This is a genomic window from Fluviicoccus sp., from assembly GCF_030646115.1.
Taxonomy (GTDB): domain Bacteria; phylum Pseudomonadota; class Gammaproteobacteria; order Pseudomonadales; family Moraxellaceae; genus Fluviicoccus.
On sequence record NZ_JAUSMX010000019.1, the window covers coordinates 85,936 to 103,243 of the forward strand.

17 protein-coding genes are annotated in these 17,308 nt (G+C 61.4%); 2 read left to right on the forward strand and 15 right to left on the reverse strand.

All coding sequences use genetic code 11. The features are described from left to right. Positions 1 to 37: 37 nt before the first annotated feature. The 7 genes from rfbB to Q7T36_RS14430 form a co-directional block, all read right to left on the reverse strand. On the reverse strand, positions 38 to 1,096 hold the full coding sequence (rfbB, locus tag Q7T36_RS14400; RefSeq protein WP_304850031.1) for a dTDP-glucose 4,6-dehydratase: 1,059 nt from the start codon (positions 1,094 to 1,096) through the stop codon (positions 38 to 40). A 36-nt stretch (positions 1,097 to 1,132) separates the two neighbouring features. Next, positions 1,133 to 1,936 carry a glycosyltransferase gene (locus Q7T36_RS14405; protein ID WP_304850034.1) on the reverse strand — a complete coding sequence of 268 codons (804 nt, stop codon included), beginning with the start codon at positions 1,934 to 1,936 and terminating at the stop codon, positions 1,133 to 1,135. A gap of 11 nt (positions 1,937 to 1,947) precedes the next feature. Further along, positions 1,948 to 3,018 (reverse strand): glycosyltransferase, encoded by a 1,071-nt coding sequence (locus Q7T36_RS14410; RefSeq protein WP_304850036.1) that lies wholly within the window; start codon positions 3,016 to 3,018, stop codon positions 1,948 to 1,950. Continuing rightward, positions 3,015 to 4,001: an ELM1/GtrOC1 family putative glycosyltransferase gene (locus Q7T36_RS14415; RefSeq protein WP_304850039.1), complete on the reverse strand. Its 987-nt coding sequence runs from the start codon at positions 3,999 to 4,001 to the stop codon at positions 3,015 to 3,017. The genes Q7T36_RS14410 and Q7T36_RS14415 overlap by 4 nt, the downstream gene beginning before the upstream one ends. Continuing rightward, positions 3,998 to 4,813, reverse strand: a complete 816-nt coding sequence (locus tag Q7T36_RS14420; protein WP_304850044.1) for a polysaccharide deacetylase family protein — start codon at positions 4,811 to 4,813, stop codon at positions 3,998 to 4,000. Before Q7T36_RS14420 ends, Q7T36_RS14415 begins: the two co-directional genes overlap by 4 nt. A 120-nt stretch (positions 4,814 to 4,933) precedes the next feature. After that, on the reverse strand, positions 4,934 to 5,872 hold the full coding sequence (locus Q7T36_RS14425; RefSeq protein WP_304850047.1) for a response regulator: 939 nt from the start codon (positions 5,870 to 5,872) through the stop codon (positions 4,934 to 4,936). 10 nt (positions 5,873 to 5,882) lie between these two features. After that, entirely contained in the window at positions 5,883 to 7,178 is a 1,296-nt protein-coding gene (locus Q7T36_RS14430) for a sensor histidine kinase (protein WP_304850050.1), read from the reverse strand. Positions 7,179 to 7,383: 205 nt separating this feature from the next. Between Q7T36_RS14430 and Q7T36_RS14435 the strand changes: the two genes are divergently transcribed. Then, complete coding sequence (locus Q7T36_RS14435; RefSeq protein ID WP_304850053.1) at positions 7,384 to 7,590, forward strand: heavy-metal-associated domain-containing protein; 207 nt, start codon at positions 7,384 to 7,386, stop codon at positions 7,588 to 7,590. On the opposite strand, the gene Q7T36_RS14440 is transcribed toward Q7T36_RS14435, so the two are convergent. Further along, entirely contained in the window at positions 7,563 to 9,632 is a 2,070-nt protein-coding gene (locus Q7T36_RS14440; protein WP_304850056.1) for an ATP-binding protein, read from the reverse strand. The genes Q7T36_RS14435 and Q7T36_RS14440 overlap by 28 nt on opposite strands. 84 nt (positions 9,633 to 9,716) lie before the next feature. Further along, positions 9,717 to 12,071 carry a heavy metal translocating P-type ATPase gene (locus Q7T36_RS14445; protein ID WP_304850059.1) on the reverse strand — a complete coding sequence of 785 codons (2,355 nt, stop codon included), beginning with the start codon at positions 12,069 to 12,071 and terminating at the stop codon, positions 9,717 to 9,719. Positions 12,072 to 12,267: 196 nt separating this feature from the next. On the opposite strand from Q7T36_RS14445, the gene Q7T36_RS14450 reads away from it, so the two are divergent. Further along, positions 12,268 to 12,489, forward strand: a complete 222-nt coding sequence (locus Q7T36_RS14450) for a hypothetical protein (protein ID WP_304850062.1) — start codon at positions 12,268 to 12,270, stop codon at positions 12,487 to 12,489. 30 nt (positions 12,490 to 12,519) lie between these two features. On the opposite strand, the gene Q7T36_RS14455 is transcribed toward Q7T36_RS14450, so the two are convergent. The 6 genes from Q7T36_RS14455 to Q7T36_RS14480 all read right to left on the reverse strand — a co-directional run bounded on the left by Q7T36_RS14455 (position 12,520) and on the right by Q7T36_RS14480 (position 17,297). Next, entirely contained in the window at positions 12,520 to 12,987 is a 468-nt protein-coding gene (locus tag Q7T36_RS14455) for a hypothetical protein (RefSeq protein ID WP_304850065.1), read from the reverse strand. 101 nt (positions 12,988 to 13,088) lie between these two features. Next, a complete protein-coding gene (locus Q7T36_RS14460; RefSeq protein ID WP_304850068.1) occupies positions 13,089 to 13,334 on the reverse strand; it encodes a TIGR02647 family protein in 246 nt (81 codons plus the stop codon). Positions 13,335 to 13,447: 113 nt separating this feature from the next. Continuing rightward, complete coding sequence (locus tag Q7T36_RS14465) at positions 13,448 to 14,728, reverse strand: alanine racemase (protein WP_304850071.1); 1,281 nt, start codon at positions 14,726 to 14,728, stop codon at positions 13,448 to 13,450. A gap of 46 nt (positions 14,729 to 14,774) precedes the next feature. Continuing rightward, complete coding sequence (locus tag Q7T36_RS14470; RefSeq protein ID WP_304850074.1) at positions 14,775 to 16,166, reverse strand: D-arabinono-1,4-lactone oxidase; 1,392 nt, start codon at positions 16,164 to 16,166, stop codon at positions 14,775 to 14,777. 3 nt (positions 16,167 to 16,169) lie between these two features. Next, positions 16,170 to 16,517: a cytochrome c5 family protein gene (locus Q7T36_RS14475; protein WP_304850076.1), complete on the reverse strand. Its 348-nt coding sequence runs from the start codon at positions 16,515 to 16,517 to the stop codon at positions 16,170 to 16,172. 171 nt (positions 16,518 to 16,688) lie between these two features. Continuing rightward, positions 16,689 to 17,297, reverse strand: a complete 609-nt coding sequence (locus tag Q7T36_RS14480; RefSeq protein ID WP_304850079.1) for a hypothetical protein — start codon at positions 17,295 to 17,297, stop codon at positions 16,689 to 16,691. Positions 17,298 to 17,308 lie beyond the last annotated feature (11 nt).

The window sequence follows — 17,308 nt, forward strand, 5'->3', positions numbered from 1 at the left end:
CTGAATTTCATCATATAGCCACGCCCGTCTGGAAATCTCAAGAAGACAGGTGGCCGGGGTGGTATGCACCGCTCAGTACACGCTGCCACCACTCAGGATTATCCAGATACCAGCGGACAGTCTTGCGCAACCCGCTGTCGAAGGTTTCACGGGGTCGCCAACCCAATTCACGCTCAATTTTTCCGGCATCGATGGCATAACGGTGATCATGACCCGGACGGTCCCGGACAAAGGTGATCAAATCGTGATAGTGAAGGACGCCGTCCGGCTTTTGCGGCGCCATTTCTTCCAGCAGGTCACACAGGCAGTTTATCACATGAAGATTACGCTGCTCGTTGTGCCCGCCGATGTTGTAGGTCTCCCCCACCGCTCCGCGTGTCAGCACTTCCACCAGTGCACGGGCATGGTCCTCTACATACAGCCAGTCACGGACTTGCGAACCATCACCATACACTGTCAGCGGTTTGCCGTGCAGGGCGTTCAGGATTACGCGCGGAATCAGCTTTTCCGGGAAATGACAGGGGCCGTAATTGTTGGAGCAGTTGGTGACGATAACGGGCAGGCCGTAGGTACGCAGCCAGGCGCGCACCAGATGGTCACTGGCGGCCTTGCTGGCGGAATACGGCGAACTGGGTGCGTAGGGCGTAGTCTCGGTAAAGAGATCGTCGGTACCGTGCAGGTCGCCGTAGACTTCATCGGTGGAAATGTGATGAAAGCGGAACGCGGAGCGGCCGGCTTCATCCAGCGTCAGCCAGTAAGCGCGCACCGCTTCCAGCAAGGTATAGGTGCCGACGATGTTTGTTTGAATGAACGCGGCCGGGCCGTCAATTGAACGATCAACATGGCTCTCAGCCGCCAGATGCATGACTGCATCCGGCCGGTGTTGCGCCAGCACCCGGTCCATGGCGGCGCGATCGGCTATATCTGCATGAACAAAGGCGTAGCAGGGGCTACCGGATACACTGGCCAGTGAGTCCGGATTGCCTGCATAAGTCAGGGCGTCCACGTTGACCACGGAATGTGCGGTGTCGTTGAGCAGGTGGCGCACCACTGCCGATCCGATGAAACCGGCACCCCCGGTAACCATGATTTTCATTGTTAGCACTCCTGATCCTGATAAACCGTCATAGCCTCAATCGCCTGCGCGGCGGACGACGCGCAGGCCCAGCTGTTGCGCCTTGTCGCCATAGTCACGGACACTTTGCCAGCCTTTGGCGGCGATGAAAAAATAGGTATACCTCAGCGGATGCTTGAGCCACTGTTTCCAGAAATAAGCGGGGTAGAGCCAGCACAGCTTGGCCATCGACAGGGCCTTGATGCCCAAGCTGCGCCGGATGTGCGGCTTGTGCTTGCGGCACTCCAGTATGACTTCGGGGACAAAGGCCCCATGGTAGCCCTTGCTGAGCAGGCGGATATACAACTCCCAGTCTTCACGCAGGGAGCGGAACCCGTTGTCGTAGCCGCCGGCCTGAAGCAGTACATCACGGCGCAGAAGCGTGGTGGCGCATACATAGTTATTGCGGAACAATTGTTGCGCATCAAAGGGCCGCGCCGGGAACAGGTCGTCACGCAGACCAAAATACTGCATCTGTCCATAGGCGTAGCCCACATCCTCCCCGGCGGCATCCAGCGCTTCCGCCAGCAGGCTGACCGCACGGGGCGTCAGCCGGTCATCGGCGTCGAGGAAGAGCACGTAACGGCCGCTGGCATGGGTCAATGCATTGTTGCGCGCCAGGCAGAGACCGCCGTTGCGCTGCGCCAGCACGGTGACAGGATAACGGCAGGCCACCTCCAGACTGTTATCGGTGGAGGCATCGTCCAGGACCAGTACCTCGCAATCCGGATAGTCCTGCGCCAAGGCCGATTCAATGGCTTCGGGCAAGAAACCGGCATAGTTGTAGTTGGTGATGATGATGCTGACTCGCGAGGGGGTCATGGATGCTCCGATCAGGGGTTCACGAGTTGGCGCAGCACGTCTGCGATCACCCGGTTGGAGAAATACGACTCGTAGGTGTGACGCGCCGCTGCCGACAGATCCGGAAGATGGTCTCGGGCAGCATGCAGCCGGCGCACGGCCTGACGGATACTTTCGGGATCGCCGGGGGTTGCCCAGAAAATACCGGAGGCGGCCGTATCATCAGTGGTGAGTTCCAGCGGATAGGCGCCTGTCCGGGCTGTGATGACCGGCCGGGCAATGGCCAGTCCCTGATAGACCTTGTTCGGTATGACGCGCAGCGCCTTCTCGCTGTCACCAAAGATGCCAAGGATTGCATCCGCACGATAAAGCCGTCCCGGCAGCTCCGCCAGCGGCCCCCAAGGCTCAAAATCGATCCGGGAGTGCGTAACTCCGTCGAGCAGCCCGGCGCAACGCTCCTTGAGCGGCCCTTCGCCGATCAGTCGCCAATGCACAGCCGGTCCGTCCCAGCCGCGAATTGCTTCGGCCAGGACTTCCACTCCCTGCAAACCAATGAAGGTCCCGAAAAAAGCCAGCTCCAGCGGTGCATCCGCCGGGCGTTGCCGCAGCGGCGCGGGGCGGAACAAGGCCTCTTCCGCCCCCACCGGAATGACGCGAATCCTTTCGACCGGCACTCCGTGCACTTCGTGATAATAATCGGCATGGCCTTGCGTGTCGGCAACCAGAACATCAGCCGCCTGGAACAAACGGGCTTCCCAGGCCAGCAGGCGGCGCGCGCGCGGCGAGTCCGCCGGGAATTTCCGTCTCTCGCTCACTTGCTTGTCATAGGAGCTGATCAACGGATCAAACACCAGCGGCACCTTGTGGCGGCGGGCATACCGGGCCGCCGCCGCAAGGTCGCGCTGGCGGAAGCAGGGAACCCAGACCAAGTCCGGAGGACGACCGCCGCGCAAAACATATTCCCAGTCGGCCAACGGCGATAGTACCGGCAGGAAGCGGCTCACCGTGCAGCCCAAATCCCGTAATACCGACTCAATAACGCGGTTGCGCGGATAGTCAGGACCATAGTTGCCGTAGCGGCCCCAAATCAGGATATTTTTCATGGCGCAGTCTTTTCCAGCAGGGGCAGGAGGACAGCGGCGATTTCCGCCGGCACATCGGGGACAGCGTGAGACTCTCCCGGCAACTTGATGGAGCCCAGATCCGTAACCAGACAGCGCTGCAGCAGGCTGCGGTGTGTATAAGCCTGCAAGGCCCCCTCATCATTGGCATTGGCATTGGCCTCGGCCGGCCGGACCGCCACTGACGGCCGGCCGGAGTAGATACTCTCGGCAACCATGGTCAGACTGTCTTCGGTTACCACCACCCCGAACGCGTCCGCCAGAAAATCACGAACCACCGGCCGGGGCGCCTGCGACCACCATACTGCGTCCGCCAGCAGTTCGGCAGGGATATTATCCTGCAACAAGCGCTCCGCCTCTGCACCGGTGCGACGCGAGGTGCTCAACAGCAGCAAGGCTTCGTTGCGACGCGCCAGTTCAGACAGTGAGCGGCCAAGCGCCTGCCAGTCCCCGGTGCGCCAGACATAACCCGCACCATCGCCACCCACCAGCACCGCCAGCCTTTTCCCGCCCGTAGCCGGCGGGAATGGCCGGGACAATTGACCCGGCACCGGCGGCAAGGGCAGCACATGGTTGACCGGGACGCCAAGCGGCGTCACGGTGAAGACACAATGGTAAGCATCAGGGTGATAGCCTTTAAGAGTGCCGCTGTAGACATTGGCGGCTCCCGTGTGGCGCGCCAGCAGGGCGCTGGCCAGCAGGGTATTGGCTCCTGAGGAGACCAGCAGATGCGGCCGGCCCTCTGGCAGGATGATATCGTAAACCCTGGACAGCCAGAAACCGGGGTCACGGATCCAGGGCAGGAAAAAGCGGCCCAGCCGCTTCCACAGCGAGCTGCGCACTTTCAGCGGCACCGTGACCACCCGCAACGTCGTTACCGCCTGCAAAGCATCGACAATGCCGCGACTCTGGCTGAGGTGGCCGGGTGCGCCGTCGCTTAGCAACCAGACCACATATCCGGTCATTTGCGCAGCCCCCGCTTGCCGCCACGCATGCGCATGATGAACGCCAGCGCATTGTCCTTTCCGCTGACCTTGATCCGCAGCAATCGCAAAGGATCAGGGCGCGGCCGACTTTGATCAATGCCGTCAACCGTTGTCACCGCCGTCTCATAGCCGGCTTCACGCACCAGGGCAACGTCTTCTTCGCCCCACAGACCAAAGGGATAGGCAAAGCTTCGTACAGGCACGCCAAAGTTGTGCTCCAGTTGCAGTCGGGAGGCTTTCAGCTCATGCCGGCGGGTTTCGAGCGGCGTTGCCGGCATATTGATATGGGTAAGGGTATGAGATCCTAGCTCGATACGGCCGGAAGCCAGCAATTGCCGGACCTCATCGTCGGTCAACTTGCGCTCTCTGGCCAGCTCACCGGAGTTATGATGCTTCTTCTTGGCTATCGACCAATCGCGATCATGACGATCCACCACCAGATAAAGCGTGGCACAGGCGTCAAATTTCTCCAGTAACGGCAAAGCATTCAACAAGTTATCAGCATAACCGTCGTCAAAGGTGATCGCCACTGATTTTGGCGGAAGGGTGTCCCACTGATCCCACAAATCGCTGATGCTGAAGAAGCGGTAGCCATGGCGGCGCATCCAGGCCAGTTGCCATTCGAACCTTTGCGGAGTCACCCTTAAGCCATTGAAGCCTGCCCCGGATGGATGCCCGCTGATCATGTGATACATGAGAATGCGCGGACAGCGGTCATCAACGGGAGGTCGCCACCACGCATAGCGCCAGCTGAAATAAAGGACCCCGACAACTAACAGCCAACCTGCCATACGATTGCGGCTCCTCAGCCTGACAATAAGAAAAACAATTTTCTATTCTATCGTCAGTTGAGGTGGTTTGCCGATGCCTGTTTTGGGAATATCACGCAGTAATGCAGCTTGCTCCGGACGTCAGGCCGGACTTGCCACCGCACTTCCAAACCCTTTCCCCCGCAACCGCCGCAGGTACTCCGCAATGCGGCTGCCCGCCGCCTGCTCCTGCACATTTTCATTCTTCTCCACCCGCACTGCCTCGCGCAGCACCGGCACCGCCTGCAACTGGCGGTAGCGCTCTACGGTGGACTCCAGGCTCTTGCCCAGCAACCCCTTGCGCAGCGGCTTGGGCAGGTAGCGGTACACCTGCGCCTGGTTGATCAGCGACGCCACCCGCATCGTATCCTTGAACGAGGTGTGGACAATGGTTTGCAGTTCCGGATACTCCTGCTTAAGCGTCTTGATCATCACCGAGGCATCGCCGTCCGACACTTGCAGTTCACTGACCAGGATGGCGACTTGCTGCGTGGCCAGCATCGTCAGCGCACTGGCCATGGTGGTGCGCCACACCACCTGATGCTGCGCCCCCATCAGCTCCTTGACCGCCTCATAAACCGCCACATCTTCATCCAGCACCAGGCAGGTCAGGCCGACGGTGCGTGTATCCAGCGCCACCTTGACATCCTGAACGTGCTCCAGTTTCTGCGCTATACCCACTGCTTCGGCTATGGTGTCACGCAATTCCTTCGGCCCCCAGGGCTTGTTGATGTAGCGGAAAATCTCACCCTCGTTTACCGCATCCATAGCCGCATCGACATCGGCATAGCCGGTCAGCAGGATGCGCATGGTGTTGGGCGAAATCTTTTTGGCCTGACGCAGCAACTGGGTGCCGGTGATGACCGGCATGCGCTGGTCGGAAATGATCAGGTGAATTTTCTCCCGTTCCAGAATTCGCAGCGCTTCATGACCGTCGGTGGTGGTGAACACCTGGTATTGCATTTTCAGCAGCATGCCCAGCGTGCGCAGGATGCGTTCCTCATCGTCCACCAGCAGGACCTTCGCTTTGACCATACTCATGAAATTTTCCTCAGGCAACGGCTGAAAGGGGGACGGCGATGGACGTCAGCGGGAGGGCCAGCACGAAGCGGGTGCCCTTGCCGACTTCCGAAGCCACGCGGATATGGCCGTTATGTTGCTGGATGATCTTGAAACTGATGGACAGGCCCAGCCCGGTGCCCTCGCCCACCGGCTTGGTGGTATAGAACGGATCGAAAATACGGCGCAGGCTTTCGGGGGGAATACCGCAGCCGGTGTCCTGTACCGAGACATAGGCCATTCTGTCGTCACACCAGGTCTTGATCAGGATGTAGCCGCGATCCTCAATGGCTTGCGCTGCATTGGTCAGCAGGTTGAGCAGCACCTGATTGATCTGCGAGGCGGCGCAGCGGATCTGCGGCAGGTCACCCAGCCGCTTCAGCACCTCCACCTTGTATTTCAGGGTGTTGCGGCCAATCAGCAGCGCATTTTCCACGCAGTCGTTGAGCGAGACGTTATCCGTCGGCGACTGGTCCAGACGGCTGAAATTCTTCAAGCCGGTCACCAGTTCGCTGATCTGTTCCACGCCGTAAAAGGTATCGTTGAACAACTGGTCGAGGTCGCTGAACCACTGGGTGAAGTCCAGGTCCGCCTTCATGTCATCCACCGCGGCCAGGCACTCGGCGATATCGACGTCGGTGGCGTCTGGCGACAGCAGGGTCGCAGCCAACTGTTCATGCGCTTGCAGGATGAACTGCATCTGGGCAAAAAACTCCCGCACCATTTCCACGTTGTTGTTGACGTAGCCCAACGGGGTGTTGATCTCGTGCGCCACCCCCGCCACCATCTGCCCTAGGGCCGCCATCTTTTCGGACTGCACCAGTTGCGCCTGCGAGGAAGCCAGCTGGGTGTAGGCGCGGTTCAGGTCGGCGACGTTGCGCGTCATCTGCTGTTCCATGGCACCCAGCAGGTGCAATACTGCACCCATGCCCAGGTAGCGGCCGTTCTCGGTGATGACAAAGTCCTCGCTGAGCGGAAAGTGCATGTTCGCAGTGATGAAGGACGCGGCGGCCGACAACGAGCTGTCCATTTCGACCGACAGTACATCGGTGCGCATGAAGTCACTGACCGGCCGGTTGCCGAACAGGTCACGGCCGAATTTCTTCATGAAGATGTCATTGAGCTGGTGACGGCTGATCATGCCCACCGGCACTCCCGCAGCGTTGACAACCGCGACGGACAAGGCATTGGCCAGGTCTGCCTGCAGCATGCGTTCGCCGACCTCGTTGATGGTGGCGTCGGGCGTGAATACCGGTACGGGGACCGCAAAGGCGCTTAATGCGGACATGATTTCTCCTGCGATGGTTCCGGAACTTCCCGTGCCGGGTGAAGGTATTGATTTCATGTGGGAACTTAGGCAGGAGGGATGACGAAACGGTGACAGTTGCTTGACGATTTGATGCCGAACCATCAGTGTGTGACGCTGGTCACGCGCTTGACGGCGGCAGACAGGCGGCAGAGACTGGAATAACCCGAATCACGGAGCAAAGACGATGTTGACGCTGAAGGTAGAAGGCATGAGTTGCCAGCACTGTGTTAAGGCCATCACCAAGGCGGTGGGTGACGCTGATCCCTTGGCCATGGTTGAGATCAGCCTGGAACAGAATACCGTGTCCGTGGAGAGCCGGGTGCTGGATGAAGCCCGGCTGCGAAAACTGCTGGCTGCGGAAGGTTATGAACCGGCGCCGTCCCTGACCTGACGAATGACCTGAAAAAGTTCCTCCTGCCCGAAGGGCTTGGTGACGTAATAATTGACACCGGCGGCAAAGGCCTTGGCTTTCATCTCCTCCAGCGCATGGGCGGAAATGGCGGCCACCGGTGTTTGACCGCCGGGCGCGGGCAACGTCCGGATCCGCCGGGTGGTTTCATAACCGTCCATCAACGGCATTTCACAATCCATGAAGATCAGGTCATAACAGCGGCCGGACGCCATCTGCTCCAGGGCATCCAGGCCGTTGACCGCGCTGTCGGCGCGGATGCCGAAATAGCGGTCCAGCATGCCCAGGATCACCTTGCGGTTGGTGTCGTCATCTTCCACCACCAGGATATTCATGCCCGGCAGCCGCACGCGCTCAGGCTTCAACCGGGCAGGTTCAGCCCCGCCGGACACGGATTCGGCCACCTCCGCCAGCGGCAGCCTGAGGGTGAAAACGGAACCCTTGCCCGGTTCGCTGACCACCTCCAGCGTACCCTGCATCAACTGCGCCAGGCTGCGGGCAATGGCCAGACCCAGGCCCGTCCCCTTTTCTCCGCCCGCCGCCGGGTGTTCGCCCTGCTCGAAAGGCTCGAAAATGCGACCCAACAACTCAGGCTCAATCCCGTCACCACTGTCGGTGACGCTGATGCACCATCGGGTGTTTTCTCCTGACTCCTGCAGCCAGGCGTGGATACGGACGGAACCCTGACGGGTGAATTTAAGGGCATTACCGATCAGGTTGACCAGAATCTGCTGGACACGCCCGGCATCACACCGCAGAAGCGTTGGCAGGCTGTCGTCAATACGCCATTGCAGTTGCAAGCCGGCGGCATTGGCCTGGCTCTGGAACTGACGCCCCAGATTGTGCAGCAGATCCGCGATATTGCAGGGTTGGGGGTTAAGGGCCAGCTTGCCGGCCTCGATCTTGGAGTAGTCAAGGATGTCGTTGATGATGTGCAGCAACAGGCGGCCCGATTGTGCAATCACATCCAGGTATTCGCGCTGCTCGGCGGTGACAACCGTATGCTGCAGCAGTTCCGTCATGCCCAGCACCCCGTTCATGGGCGTGCGGATTTCATGACTGAGCCGCGCCATGAAGTCGTTCCGGGCACGGATGCTGCCGCGTTCCTCGTTCAACAGCCGCATGGCTTCCAGCTTGTCCCGGGAAATCAGGGACTGGGCCATCTGGTCGGCAATTTCACCGGCAAAGGAAATCTCGTCGGCATACCAGCGCCGCACGGGGCCAGTATGCTCACAGCAGACAATACCGACTATTTTGCCGTTGACGCGGATGGCCGCGTCCAGCATGGCGTTAATGCCATGCGGTTCCAGATAGGATTCGCGGAATTCACAGGTGCGGGGGTCATGCCGGGCATCGGCGGCGTCAATGGCGCGACCGCTCATCAGGGCGGCAAAGTAGTCGGGATAATCCGCGGCAGCCAGCGTCAGACTTTGGGTAAAACTGTCGGTCTGGCGGTCATAGACGCACAGCTGCGCCAGGCTGGACTGATCCGTGTCCATCAACCAGATACCGGCGAACTGCACATGCAGGGTGTCGCTCAGCAGCCGGGTCAGCACCCCGGCATAAGCCTGGATGTCCCCCGCCCCCTGCAAGGGATGCTCGGCGGCCCGGACAATGGCGCGATGCGCCAGCTCCAGTCGTTCCTGCTGGGCCACCCGCATGCTGCAATCACTGACAAAGCCGACCAGCTCCCGCCAGCCGCCCTGCCCGTCCGGCACGCCCTCCCCGTGCTCCTGTACAGGCTTGACACCGCCGTCCGCCGTAATGATGCGGTACTCCAGGTCAAAACAACCGTCGTGCGCCAGACCTTCCTGAATCTGCCGCCACACCCGGTCCCGGTCCCGGGGCTGAATCAGGCCTGCCAGGCCGGAGGCGTCGCCGGTGAGACGGGCGGCGCTGAACCCGGTCAGCGCCTCCACCTTGCCGGAGACCTCAATCAGCGGTCGCTCCGGATCGTTCAGGCTGCGATAAGCCATGCCGGGCAAACGGGCGAACATCATGGTTTGGGTGGCGTGATCGGACATAACAACTCCCTGCGTGTCCTGAATGCTTCATGGGCTAATCATAGAACAAAATCAGCCGTGGCGGGGAATACGGACTGGCGACATTCAATCCTTGGGCCTCCAGCGTTGCAGCAGCAAGGCGTTGCTGACCACTGACACCGACGACAGGGCCATGGCCGCGCCCGCCACCACCGGGCTGAGCAGGCCAAAAGCTGCCAGCGGGATGCCGACGACGTTATAGAAGAAGGCCCAGAACAGGTTTTGCCGGATCTTGCGCACAGTGGCGCGCGACAAGTCGATGGCGGCGGCCACCAGCGACGGGTCGCCGCGCATCAGGGTAATGCCTGCCGCATGCATCGCGACATCCGTACCGGTGCCCATGGCGATACCGACATCCGCCGCCGCCAGCGCCGGGGCGTCATTGATGCCGTCCCCGACCATGGCCACCACGGCCCCGCCCTGTTTCAGCGCCGTCACCAGCGCCGCCTTGTCGGCGGGCAGGACATTGGCGCGGACCTCATCCATGCCCAGCTGAGACGCCACGACCTGCACGGCTCCCGGATGATCGCCGCTGACCAGCACCGTGCGGATACCCTGCGCCCGCAACCGGTCAATGGCGGTCGTGGCGCTCTCCTTCAGCAAGTCTCCACAGGCAATCAGGCCCAGCAATCGCGGGGTTGCGCCCAGCTCCGCCAGCCAGGACAAGGTCTTGCCCTCGGCAGCCAGCGCCTCGGACGGCTGCTGCAAGGCCGCCATGGAAACACCCAGTTCCTGCAGATAACGGGAACTGCCCAAGCACAACGTGCGGCCCACCACCTCGCCACGGAGGCCGCGTCCGGCCAGTGTCTGCAATCCGCTGACCGGCGGCAGGGTTTCAGCGGCTGCCGCCTTCAGCATGGCCTGCGCCAACGGATGGGTGGACGACTGTTGCAGCGAGGCCGCCAAGCGAAGTACCGGATCGGTTTCATCAACCGCCAGCACTGCCGCTACCTCCGGCTTGCCCCGGGTCAGGGTGCCGGTCTTGTCAAAGGCGACCAGCGTCAGCCGGCGGGCGGTTTCCAGGGCTTCCGCATCCTTGATCAGAATCCCGTACCGGGCGCCCACCCCGGTTCCGGCCATGATCGCGGCCGGCGTCGCCAGCCCCAACGCACAAGGACAAGCTATCACCAGCACGGCCACGGCATTGATAAGCGCCGTTTCCCAGCCGCCGCCCGCCCATACCCAGCCCGCCAGTGTCAAGGCGGCAATGCCCAGCACCACCGGCACAAAGACAGCAGCCACCCGGTCCACCAGGCGCTGGATCGGCGCTTTGGCGGCCTGCGCGTCTTCCACCAGCCGGATGATATGGGCCAGCACCGTCTCATTGCCGGTGGCGGTGATGCGGATGCGCAACAGCCCCTCACCGTTGATGGCGCCGCCAGTCACTGCATCGCCGGGCTGCTTCGCCACCGGCAGGCTTTCTCCGGTCATCAACGACTCATCCACACCGGAGCTGCCTTCCAGCACCTCACCGTCCAGCGGAATGCGTTCGCCGCTGCGCACCTGCACCACCTGGCCAACCACCGCCACGGCCAGCGCCATGTCCCGCACCGCGCCGTCCACTTCCAGATGCACCACCTCCGGACGCAGGGCTTGCAGGGCGCGAATGGCGGCCGTCGTCTGGCGCTTGGCGCGGCTTTCCAGCCACTTGCCCAGCAGCACCAGCGTAATGACCACGGCGGACGCCTCAAAGTACAAATGATGCACCTGTTCGCCATGACGCCACCACAGGAATACCGACAGCCCCCAGGCCGCCGAGGTGCCCAGGCTGACCAGCAGATCCATGTTGCCGGTTCCCGCACGCAAGGCATGCCAGCCGGCGCGATAGAAACGGGCGCCCAGCCAGAACTGCACCGGCGTGGCCAGCAGGAATTGCCACAGCGGCGGCAGCATCAGGTGATAGCCGAACGGCTGGCCCAGCATGGGCAGCGCCAGCGGCAGGCTGAGCAGGAGGGCGGCCAGCAACGGCCAGGTGTCGGAATGATGGCGAACGGGAGCGGTGTCCGGCGTCGGCAAGGACGCTTGATAACCGGCCCGGGTCACCGCGGCAACCAGTGCGGATTCCTGGGAATCCTGGGCCACGAAGCTGACCTGGGCGCTTTCCGTCGCCAGATTGACGGTCGCCGCCAGCACGCCCGGCACGGCGGCCAGCGCCCGCTCCACACGACCGGCGCAGGTCGCGCAGCTCATGCCCCCCACCGTCAGCGTCAGTGATTGAAGGGGAACCTGATAGCCTGCTTTCTCAACAGCGGCCATCACCGCCGGCAGGCTGCCCGGTTCAGCGGTGATACGGGCGCTCTCCCCGGCCAGATTGACCGCCGCCGCCGAAACGCCTGGAGCCTTGAGCAAGGCCTGCTCAACCCGACCCGCACAGACGGCGCAAGTCATACCGGCAATGGGCAGACGGATCTCTTCAGGCATGGTGTTTCCAGCACAGGGTCAATGTTTGTGGAAGACAGTATCCGCCCGGTTGCACAAACCAACAAGAACCCGTAGAGCCACAAACTCCGGAATATGTTAATATCCCGTTAATTCGACATTAAACCATCACCCTGCATCGTGGCTTAACCGACAATAACAAGCGCCCGATTAAGGAGGATGTGGCGGGAGAATTATCATGAAACTGGAAAGTTGCCAGAATACCGGCTGTCTGCGGGTTTTTGAAACCCGTGAGGTAGGCAATGGATTGCCGCTCAGTCCGCGTCAGGAACCGTATCACTGCCCCTACTGCAACCACGGCCATTTCCGCCTCACGTCTGGCGTCATCATCGTCAGCATGTTGTCGCGGGAGACCGAGCGGGTGGTGAAAGCCATGATGGGGCAAACGAGTAAAAGCTAGGCCGGACAAGACAGGCTGGCTGCCGCTGGCTTATAAAACCAGCGGCTTGTTCACCTGCCGGGCGCAGGCAACCAGATCTTCCAGGGCGCGAACCATCCCCTCGATCTCTGCCGGCCAGTGCCCGACGGCCTTCCGCAAGTCCTGCAACTCCATCGCCAGACTGTCGACAGCGGAGGACTCCAGAGCTTCGTCCTGTCCTGGCTGATGCGCCAGCACCCTGCCTTCAAGCACCGGGCACCGGCATCCCGATGCGGCTGTCATTTCCTTGAACCGGGCAATGGTCTCGGCGGAGGCCACTGTGCGGTGCAGCAGAATACCGTAGTCGTGGTGACAGGCTGTTTCATGCCACAAACCAAAAGCCCCGATGGCACCGTGATCGGATGCCGCACATTCCCGGCAACCATCACTCTGTACATAGACCTGCCATTCCGGTCGGGGTTGCCTTCGCAACGCGCCCCGCTCCAGGCAGTCACAAAACACCAGGGCGTCAATGCTCATGGTTTTCCCTATAATGCCGTCCCCTAGCCGGGACTCATGCTCCGATTATAGAGAACACACAGGAAAAACGAGACATCCATCACATTATTGGCGGGAAATGCCTAATTCGCACTGACATTTGAACCCAGCAACTGGGTAAGGGCCACCGCATACTCCACAGCCTGCACACCCAGCGGCGTCAGATAGCCGCCGTCCGGCAGGGTCACCATGCCGCGGTCAAAAAGACGCTGGCAGGCGTCCACGGTGGCGGGTTCGGCGCTGTGATGCACCTTGATGCCCTCCTGACCGTTGTCAGGATTGAACAGCATCAGCACATGCAACTCGTCCAGCATTTCCAGGGTAAACATGGATTAACTCCGTTCAGGTCAGTCGGTTAGCGCCTACGGCGTCTTCCAGCAGCGTAGCGCCGCCGCCGCGTGACTGCAAGACAAAACACTGCACAGCGGCGGCGGCCGGGCCTTCAGGCCGAAACCGGGAACACCGGCCAGTTTGCCTCGATGACCCCCTTCTCCGCGTTGTAGACGGCAATATCACCAAACTGCAGGAAGACCGCCTCACTCTGACGCGGGCGGAAAAAAACGAAGTCATCCGGCAGCAGGCTGACCGAGCTGGAACCCAGATACAGCTCCTGATTGCTGGACTGCCCGTAAATGCCGCTTAGCGCCAGACCGGGGGGCGACACCGGGTCGGCCAGCCAGTGCCCGCCATGGATGAAGTAACCGCGCCCGGCATTCGGATCCCACCAGCGGCGCAGTCCGTCACTCCACTCCAGGCCCGGCATCAATGCCGGATTCACTTTTTTCAGCAACGGTGTGGCAATAAAACAGGCGGCCTGATGGTCTTGCAGCGAAGGTTTGTCGAAATCCGACGGCATGACAAAGGCCGACCCCAGGGAAATATCATTAGCAGCGGTGGATACGCCGTGCCGGGCATAGGTCAGGCTGCCGCCGGAATTGAGGGTCATTTTTTCCGGGGATAGACCGGACTCCCGCAGCACCTGCACGCAGTCCTTGTACATTTTCTGGCAGGAGTCCCACGCCTTTTCCTGCATGTTGAAAACCGTCGGCAACTTACCGACATGAGCCTCATAACCCATCAGGCCGCTGACCTCCAGCATGGTCTGGGCCTTGGCGGCTTCCAGGGCTGTCTTGACCTCCTCCGGCGTGGCAAAGCCGCCGCGATGCAGGCCGACATCGATCTCCAGGCTGATGCGCAGGGTTTTGCGCAACGATCCGGCCAGACCGGCATACTCAAGCAGTCGTCCCGGAGAATCCACCAGCCACTGCACCTGCGGCAGCTTGTCACGGTTGGCTTCGGTGTAAAGCCATTGGCGGACAGCCGCCACCGGCATGGGCTTGCCGAACAGGATATCGGCATCGGGATAAAGCTTTAACACCTGATCCAGCATCGGCATGTTGAACACCATTAGCCGCTGGGTTTGCAGCACCTGCATCAGCAAGTCCATGAACGCCGGAGCGGGCAGTGACTTCACCACCAGCCGGGCGGGCAGGCGCTCCGGCCCTTCGACCAGTTTTTTCCGCACCTGCTCCGCGTTGTGCAGCAGGCGGGCGTAATCCAGCACCAGCACCGGCCGCACCAGTCCCGCATCCTGCAAGGCCTTGCCCAGTCCGCGAAAATAGTCATTGTGGGCGCCACCCTGATCCCGGGGCTTGATGCCGAAGGCGGCAGCACCGGCGGCAACAGCCCCGCCCAGCACCACGGTTCTGCGACTGATCTTCATGAGTGATTTCCGTTGGCTATGCTGTTCCGGCATTTGGGGGGACGCATCAAACGCCCCACACTTTCCGCAGGAACGGGTTCAGTAATTTGCCTTGCGGGTCCAATTGCTGCCGGACGGCCTGGACATCCTTCCATTTCGGATACAGCTTTTCCAGATCCGCCGCCGCCAGCGAGTGCAGTTTGCCCCAGTGCGGACGACCGCCGTACTTGCGCAGGATCGGTTCCACCAGTTCGAACATGAACTTGTGGTCATCCTCGTAATAAGCATGCACGGCGATGGAGCCGGAGTCCCGTTCGTAAAACGGCGACAGCCAGGCCCGGTCATCACGCTCAATCACACGCGCTTCAATCGGGAAAAAGACATCAGGGCGCTTCGACTCGATGACGGCAACAACTTCTTTCAACGCCGCCATCTGGTTTTCCAGTGGCAGGTGGAATTCCATTTCATTGAAACGCACCGACCGCTCGGAGGCCATCAGCTTCCAGCTGTAATCCACCGCCACCTCAGTGCCGTGCTTGCCAGCCAGCGCCTCCGCCACCCGACGCCGCAGCGAAGGCGACCAGCTCAGGTAATCGCGCAGCTTCTTCAGGTCCATCAGCGTTTCCATGTCCTTGTCCGGGCCGCGCGGCGTGGCATCGGCCATGGTCTGGTTGTGGACAATTCGGGCGGCAATGCCGGTGAACGGGATATAGAAGAATTCCGCGTTCCGGTTGTTGAGGTAGAGTTTCTCCCAATCCCGCAGCAGTTCGTCAAAGGGCACGATGTCCACCTTGCGCTCGGTGCGATGCAGCGGCCAGTTTTTCAGGGTGTATTCGGTGACTATGCCGAACGAGCCCATCCCCACCAGCGACGCATGGAAGATGTCCGCATTCTCGGTTGGGCTGCAGTTCAGTTCATCACCGTTCACTTTCATCATCCGGAAGCTTTCCACCCGGCCATGCAGCGCCGGCAGGCGGATGCCGGTGCCGTGGGTGCCAGTGGCGATGGCCCCGGCCAGCGATTGCTTGTTGATGTCGGGGATATTGAGCATGTCCTGCCCGATGTCGGCCAGCAACTGCCCCATCTGTTGCAGGCGGGTGCCGGCCTTGAGGGTGGCGAGCTGTGTCACCGGGTCGTGACTGACCAGCCCGGCCATATTGTCCAGGGTCAGCAAGGTGCCTTCCGACGCACACAAACCGCTGAAGGAATGCCCCGCGCCCACCGCCCGGATCGGCGCCGGAGCCATGCCAAGCAGGTTCTTCAGTTCCTCCGCTGTGGCCGGCGCGGCGCGGTTGGCCGGATAGGCGTGTTCCAGCCCGGACCAGTTCTGCCACAGCAAATGTCCATTTTTGTCCTGAAGGGGAAGGACGGGGACTTTTGACTCTTTCGAGCAGGCCGGCAAGACGACCGCAGCGCCGGCGGCGGCGCCCGCCCCGATAAACTGTCGACGATTGATCATGGTTCAGTTCCCCTGTTGGGTGGCGGCCGGTGCGGCCATATGGCGGATCAGCGCTTCAAAATCCTGAGGCGTGCAGGTCAGGCACATGCCCCCGGCGGGCATCTGGTTGATGCCGGTAATGGCGTTCTTGACCAGGGTGTCCAGCCCCTTTTCAACCCGGGGCGCCCAGGCGGTCATGTCGCCCGCTTGCGGCGCAGGATTGCCGGGCATGGCATGGCAGTTCTTGCAGCTTTGCTCGAACAGCTTGGTCTGGGCGGCCGTCAGGCTGACCGGCTCCAGGGAGGCCGGAGCTTTGCCGCAGGCGGTAATCAGGGAGGAAAAAACAAGGATCAGTGCCAGTCGCTGGATCATGTGGGGGAACTCGCTAGCCGGTTTATTCTTATGCTGAGGGGGCAGGCCCTTTTGCATGCTAGCAGAATAGAATTAGCGGGGCTTGTCAACCAGAACCGGGACGGACATCTTTAGGGGATAATAGCGGCCAATTCCCAGGAGGTCTTGGGGCGGATACCCGCCCCGCCAGGCTTACTTGGTGCGCTGGTCGCCATAGTTGACGGTTTTACTTTGACCGCCGCCGGTGGTGATTGTCGCTGCGCCACCGGTTTGGGTTCCCGAACCCTCCACGGTGGCGGTGTTACCGCTGCCGGTGGTGGCCGTTACCGTGCCGCTGCCCCCGGAAGCCGAGCCTTCCGCGGTCACCGTCTTACCGCCGCTGGTGGTGGTGGTCGCCGTTCCCGACTTGACTCCGTCCTTATCTTCGCTGACCGAGGCTTCGGTTGTGGAGAACTTGCCACCGCCGGTTGTGGTGGTATTGGTGACCGTGACACCGTCACGGGTTTTGGCGGCGCTGCCTTCGGTGGTGGCGCTCTTGCCGCCGGACGTTTCAGCACTGCCCGACCACGCAGCCTTGTTGCCCTTGACCGTGCTCTGGATGGAGCCGGAAGCGGATTTGCCGCGCGGACCGCTAACCTTGCCGGTGGTTTGGCCGCCGGTATCGGTGGTGGTGCGGTCCACCTGCACCGAGCCGCCGAATTGCCCGGTCTGCTGGAAACTGCCGGTGGGACCCGGCAGCGCCAGGGCGGAGCCCGCAGCCGTCATCAGGATGCACAGGGAAAGAATACGGATTTTCATCATGTTACTCCTTT

Excerpts from the sequence above, each read along its gene's own strand:
- rfbB (WP_304850031.1), bottom strand. The coding sequence starts at position 1,096 with ATGAAAATCATGGTTACCGGGGGTGCCGGTTTCATCGGATCGGCAGTG.
- Q7T36_RS14405 (WP_304850034.1), bottom strand. The coding sequence starts at position 1,936 with ATGACCCCCTCGCGAGTCAGCATCATCATCACCAACTACAACTATGCC.
- Q7T36_RS14410 (WP_304850036.1), bottom strand. The coding sequence starts at position 3,018 with ATGAAAAATATCCTGATTTGGGGCCGCTACGGCAACTATGGTCCTGAC.
- Q7T36_RS14415 (WP_304850039.1), bottom strand. The coding sequence starts at position 4,001 with ATGACCGGATATGTGGTCTGGTTGCTAAGCGACGGCGCACCCGGCCAC.
- Q7T36_RS14420 (WP_304850044.1), bottom strand. The coding sequence starts at position 4,813 with ATGGCAGGTTGGCTGTTAGTTGTCGGGGTCCTTTATTTCAGCTGGCGC.
- Q7T36_RS14425 (WP_304850047.1), bottom strand. The coding sequence starts at position 5,872 with ATGAGTATGGTCAAAGCGAAGGTCCTGCTGGTGGACGATGAGGAACGC.
- Q7T36_RS14430 (WP_304850050.1), bottom strand. The coding sequence starts at position 7,178 with ATGTCCGCATTAAGCGCCTTTGCGGTCCCCGTACCGGTATTCACGCCC.
- Q7T36_RS14435 (WP_304850053.1), top strand. The coding sequence starts at position 7,384 with ATGTTGACGCTGAAGGTAGAAGGCATGAGTTGCCAGCACTGTGTTAAG.
- Q7T36_RS14440 (WP_304850056.1), bottom strand. The coding sequence starts at position 9,632 with ATGTCCGATCACGCCACCCAAACCATGATGTTCGCCCGTTTGCCCGGC.
- Q7T36_RS14445 (WP_304850059.1), bottom strand. The coding sequence starts at position 12,071 with ATGCCTGAAGAGATCCGTCTGCCCATTGCCGGTATGACTTGCGCCGTC.
- Q7T36_RS14450 (WP_304850062.1), top strand. The coding sequence starts at position 12,268 with ATGAAACTGGAAAGTTGCCAGAATACCGGCTGTCTGCGGGTTTTTGAA.
- Q7T36_RS14455 (WP_304850065.1), bottom strand. The coding sequence starts at position 12,987 with ATGAGCATTGACGCCCTGGTGTTTTGTGACTGCCTGGAGCGGGGCGCG.
- Q7T36_RS14460 (WP_304850068.1), bottom strand. The coding sequence starts at position 13,334 with ATGTTTACCCTGGAAATGCTGGACGAGTTGCATGTGCTGATGCTGTTC.
- Q7T36_RS14465 (WP_304850071.1), bottom strand. The coding sequence starts at position 14,728 with ATGAAGATCAGTCGCAGAACCGTGGTGCTGGGCGGGGCTGTTGCCGCC.
- Q7T36_RS14470 (WP_304850074.1), bottom strand. The coding sequence starts at position 16,166 with ATGATCAATCGTCGACAGTTTATCGGGGCGGGCGCCGCCGCCGGCGCT.
- Q7T36_RS14475 (WP_304850076.1), bottom strand. The coding sequence starts at position 16,517 with ATGATCCAGCGACTGGCACTGATCCTTGTTTTTTCCTCCCTGATTACC.
- Q7T36_RS14480 (WP_304850079.1), bottom strand. The coding sequence starts at position 17,297 with ATGATGAAAATCCGTATTCTTTCCCTGTGCATCCTGATGACGGCTGCG.